The sequence below is a fragment of the Rhodococcus sp. BP-261 genome, assembly GCF_019835205.1.
GTDB classification, from domain to species: domain Bacteria; phylum Actinomycetota; class Actinomycetes; order Mycobacteriales; family Mycobacteriaceae; genus Rhodococcoides; species Rhodococcoides kyotonensis_B.
In genome coordinates, this window is the sequence record NZ_JABUCO010000049.1 from 1 (window position 1) to 4761 (window position 4761).

At 63.3% G+C, this 4761-nt stretch carries 4 protein-coding genes and 1 pseudogene; 3 read left to right on the forward strand and 2 right to left on the reverse strand.

Going from position 1 to position 4761, the window contains the following annotated elements; all coding sequences use genetic code 11:
- Positions 1-152 (forward strand): annotated as a pseudogene (locus HQ354_RS25845) (succinyl-CoA--3-ketoacid-CoA transferase); the annotation flags it as partial.
- A gap of 20 nt (positions 153-172) precedes the next feature.
- Here the strand turns inward: HQ354_RS25845 and HQ354_RS25370 are convergent.
- Together HQ354_RS25370 and HQ354_RS25375 are read right to left on the reverse strand one after the other, a co-directional pair.
- Positions 173-1591, reverse strand: a complete 1419-nt coding sequence (locus HQ354_RS25370) for an acyl-CoA desaturase (RefSeq protein WP_157105205.1) — start codon at positions 1589-1591, stop codon at positions 173-175.
- Positions 1592-1625: 34 nt separating this feature from the next.
- Positions 1626-2723: a ferredoxin reductase gene (locus tag HQ354_RS25375; RefSeq protein WP_068421095.1), complete on the reverse strand. Its 1098-nt coding sequence runs from the start codon at positions 2721-2723 to the stop codon at positions 1626-1628.
- 167 nt (positions 2724-2890) lie between these two features.
- Here HQ354_RS25375 and HQ354_RS25380 point away from each other — a divergent pair, with 167 nt between their 5' ends.
- The gene (locus tag HQ354_RS25380) at positions 2891-4006 is read left to right on the forward strand and encodes a hypothetical protein (protein ID WP_167677683.1); all 1116 of its coding nucleotides are present in this window, start codon (positions 2891-2893) and stop codon (positions 4004-4006) included.
- A 360-nt stretch (positions 4007-4366) separates the two neighbouring features.
- Positions 4367-4507, forward strand: coding sequence for a hypothetical protein (locus HQ354_RS25385; protein ID WP_167674217.1), 141 nt, complete (start codon positions 4367-4369; stop codon positions 4505-4507).
- The last annotated feature ends 254 nt before the right edge of the window (positions 4508-4761 follow it).

Below are 4761 nucleotides of genomic sequence, written 5' to 3' on the forward strand. Positions count from 1 at the left end.
TTCCGCTGACCGGCAAGGGATGCGTACAGCGCATCATCACCGACATGGCCGTCCTCGACGTCACCGAGGGCGGACTCCGGCTCGTCGAAACCGCACCCGGAATCACCGAGGAACAGGTCCGAGCCGCTACCGGAGCCCCGTTGGTGGCATGACGTGAACGCCTGTGTCGCCGTCAGTCGTCGCCCCGCGGCGGCGGCTCGACGTCGACGCCCCCGGACGAATGTTCGGGGCCTGCATCCGGATGGCCGGCCGGGACGCGGCTGCGGGACCGGGCGGCCTCGCTTTCGCCCGGCTCCTCACTGAACTTGCGTCGCCACGCTTCCTCGGGGCGGTACGGACCCGGCTTCGGACGGGCTTTCCCACCGGGGAACGCGAGTCGCGCGATGGTGCGATGCACCATGCCCCACTGCTGCATCAGCGGTCCGGTGTTGTAGGGCAACTGGTATCGCTCGCAGATGTCCTTCACCTTCGGCGCCACTTCCGAGTAACGGGTGCTCGGCATGTCGGGGTAGAGGTGGTGCTCGACCTGATAGCTCAAGTTTCCGCTCATCAAGTGGAACAGGGGACCGCCGTCGATGTTGGCCGCGCCGACGAGTTGACGCACGTACCAGCCACCACGCGTCTCGTTCTCCACCTCTTTCTGACTGAAGGTGTACGCCTGATCGGGGAAGTGGCCGCAGAAGATGATGCCGTGCGCCCACACGTTCCGAATGATGTTCGCGGTGAAGTCGGCCGTAAGTGTGGACAGGAACGTGCTCTCGACGCCACTGAACCGTTTGTCCAACAGCGATGCCAGTTTCGACACGCCTGATGATGTCGACGAATTCCGCAGTCGCGCAGCGAGTCTCGACTTCTTGCTCTCGCGCAGGCGGCCGCCGCTGGCGAGCTGGGCGAGGGCGAAAGCTCCCGCGCTGATGACCGGCCAGCCCACGTAGTCCTTGACGAATTGACGTCGTGCCTTGCCCGCAATGCCTTTCAGATCGTGGAGGACGTCTTTCGCCGGTTTCTCACCGCGTCGAATGGCCTCGATGTCCAAATCGTGCAGAGCGACACCCCATTCGAAGAATGCCATCAGCAGCACGTTGTAGAACGGCTGAAAAAGATAGACCGGATGCCATTTCTGGTTGGGGTCGATCCGCATGATTTCGTAACCGAGGTCTTTGTCCTTGCCTCGGATGTTCGTGTACGTGTGATGCACGAAATTGTGGGAGTGTTTCCACGACTCGGAAGTGGACGCGGTGTCCCAATCCCACACGGACGAGTGGATTTCCGGATCGTTCATCCAGTCCCACTGTCCGTGCATGACGTTGTGGCCGATCTCCATGTTCTCGAGAATCTTCGCGACGCCCAGGCATGCGGTTCCCGCGACCCACGCAGGTTTGCTCGTCGATCCGAGTAACAGCACACGGCCGGCAGCGACGAGTTGCCTCTGCGCCGCGATGACCGACGTGATGTACTTGCGGTCCTTCGCGCCGAGGCTGGCATACACCTCGTCGTGGATCGCGTCGAATTCCTTGGCCAGTTCGGCGATGGTCTCGTCGCTCAGATGCGCGAGAGGATTGACCGGTTCGGTTCGGGGGGCATGGTCGATGCTCACAAGTGTTCCCTTCGGTGTCGTGCAAAGTTCAGAGTTCGATGGCGATATCGCCTTCTGCCGTGTTCACACAGATGCGAACCGCTTGTCCTGTCGGCTCCGAGACTTCCCCGTTGCGCAGGTCTCGTAACCGTCCGGATTTCAAAGTTCCTACACACGTGTGACAGATGCCGATCCTGCAGCCGAAGGTCAAATCCAGGCCTGCGTTCTCTCCCGCGGCGAGGATGGTCGTGCCGCCATCGCATTCGACCTCCTTGTCGCTGTTGAGGAACCGGACCGTTCCGCCTTCACCGTCGCCGGCGTCACCGCCGATGACGGGCTGGAAGCTTTCGTGATGGAACCGGTCGGGATCACCTTGCTCTTTCCAGTAGGACCGCAGATCCTCCAGGTGTTCGCCCGGTCCGGAGCAAAATGCTTCGCGCTCCCTCCAATCCGGAACCAGCTGGTCCAGTTCCGACGCCTTCATTCGTCCCTCGTCGCTGGTGATGCGGAGTTCGAGGCGCAGTCCGTCGTGTCGAGCGTCCAATTCTTCGAGGGTGTCCGCGAACATGAGCTGTTCGCGACTGTGCACCGAATGAACGACGACGACGTCGGAGATCCGGTCCTGATGATCCAAACTGCGCAGCATGCTGATGATGGGCGTGATTCCACTGCCCGCACTGATGAAGACCATCTTGTCCGGAAGCGGATCCGGGAGGGTGAACTCGCCTTCCACTTCGCTGAGGCGAACGATGTCCCCGGTCCTGATGGTTCCCACCAGGTACGGCGACACGGTGCCGTCGGGAACCAGCTTCGGGCTGACGCTGACGAGGCCGTCCACGGGATCGGGATCGGACGTCAACGAGTACGCACGCCAGTGGTAGCGCCCGTCGATCAGTACCCCGAGACGAACGTATTGGCCGGGAATGTGACCGGTCCACTCGAACCCGGGCCTGATGTACACCGACACCGCGTCGGAACCCTCAGGAGCAATGCGCACGACCTGCCCACGCAGCTCCCGCGTCGTCCACAGCGGGTTGATGAGGGATAGATAGTCGTCCGGCCGTAGGGGATTGAACAGCAGCCGGACCGCGCGCAGCGCCGTCCGGCGCAACAGTGAGACCTTCGGTTCTGCCCCGCGCTCAGCCACACTTGCAACCTAACCGCCCGTCGGCATCGGGGTGGAGAAATCGCGATCTGATTCGAAAGATCGATGAGAAACATTCACGACGTCCGGCCTGACACCCAGGGTTTGCCTGGGCGCGAGTCGGGCACCCGAGAGGGAGCACTGCATACGTTCGTGAAGGAGTGACACCCATGCAGACACATCGATTTCGGGCGCTTGTGGACGAGCCGGGACCGTTCGCCACCGTGTACTACGACGACACGCACACCTCCGAGGACGCGTCTGCCGTTGCCGAGTTGACCGCCCGTGCGGTGGTCGAAGAACTCGAAGAGCGTGGCGCCGACGCCTCCCTGACCGGCGCGATCGAGACCGCCATGACCGTCGCCACCCCACCGTCCGGGCCCAGCGGCCGCGTTGTCATCGCCGGTCGGAACGGAGTGCTCGTGGACGAGCATCTCGTACGTCCCGCCGTGAAAACCGAAGTACGCGTGTCGGACCTGCCCTATCTCGTTCCCATCGTCGAACACGGCGTCGAATCCGTCGCGTACGCGGTTGCCCTCGTCGACCACGAAGGCGCGGATCTGACTCTGCACTCGGAGGACGGGGAAACGTGGACGACGTCCGTCGACGGCGACGGCTATCCGGTGCACAAGGCGTCGAGTGCAGAAACGGCAGGCTACGGCGACCCACAACCACGGGCGGAAGAGGCTGCTCGCAAGAATCTCCGTGCTGTCGCCGCCGAGTTGGACACAGCGGTCGACAGGTACGACGTCGGAGTCGTGTTTGTCGGTGGCGACGCTCGAGCACGAGCAGAGTTGCTCGAACACGTGGCCGACCGAGTCCGGGAGCGTACGGTGACCATCGACGGCGCCTCTCGTTCCGCAGGCGCCGGTACGCAGGCGACCCGGGACAAGATCGACGAGGAATTCGCACGACGTCGCCTGGCGGCGGTGGATGCAGCTGTCCAGCGGTTTCATCAGTACGAGGGCACCGGTCGAGCGGCGCAGGGCGTCGAAGGTGTGTCCTCCGCTCTGCGATCGGGCAACGTGGACACGCTCATCGTGGGCGATCTCGGCCAACGGACTGTGGTCTCGGCGGACGGGATGGTCGCGGCCGACGTCGACGCCTTGTCCGAGTACGGCGCCTCCGACGCACAGACCGTTCCGGCCGACGAGGCAGTGGTCGCGGCTGCTGTTCGAGTGGGTGCGTCGATCGTGCGCACGGACGAACGGTTCACGCCCGAAGACGGCGTCGCGGCCGTTCTGCGGTACGACGAATTCAGCTCGGCGGACGCAGGCGTCCGTTAGGTCGGGTTCTCGTCCGTGTGTGCCCGAGGGAACTCTGGCCGAACGGTGAAGGTGTGAAGTGTGCGGGGGCGGGGTACAGGTCTGCAATGCACGTTGGCGACCGCTGTACCTTCACACCCGGCTCGATTCCCGTCGACGTCATCGTTCGAGACGTACGGGACGACGGACTTGTGCTGGTGCAGAACGAAACCTCGGGAGTAGGTGCATACTCCTTCCTGGTCAGAAGTGACTTTCTGGTCCCGCTCGGCGGTGAGCTTCGCACGATCGTGGAACCGGCGCTCTCGTGTATGGAAGCGGCCTGACCGACGCGAAGGCGATAGGCCGAGGATTCGATCGGGGTCGTCCGGGTATCGCCGCAGTATGAGCACAGACGCGACACAACCCGACCGGCCCGAAGGCTACGACCCCGACCAGGATCCCGACTCGGATCCGCACATGCTCGCCGACAAGGCGAAACTGCAAACCAGTCAGGCGGAGGGCGAAGACGAGTCCGAGGAGTGATCGGGCCGGCTGGACCGGGGACGCATTCAAGCCATCGAACGACACCGAGGAGATCGAGCCCGCTGCGTTCCGCGTTCACAGGTCGTGCTGAGCCCACTGGAGTGTGATCTGCACAACATTGATGCCAAAGGATGCCGAATAGCATCAGGTGCACGATCGCCGCCTCGCCCGTTGCAGCCGAAACGATCTCACCATGAACTGACCCCCGTTGTGGCCGCACCGGCACGCCATCCGATTCGAGGGCAGACTCGCTC

Bases quoted from the DNA above. Each gene is read 5' to 3' on its own strand.
- HQ354_RS25380 (WP_167677683.1), top strand. From the start codon at position 2,891: ATGCAGACACATCGATTTCGGGCGCTTGTGGACGAGCCGGGACCGTTC.
- HQ354_RS25385 (WP_167674217.1), top strand. From the start codon at position 4,367: ATGAGCACAGACGCGACACAACCCGACCGGCCCGAAGGCTACGACCCC.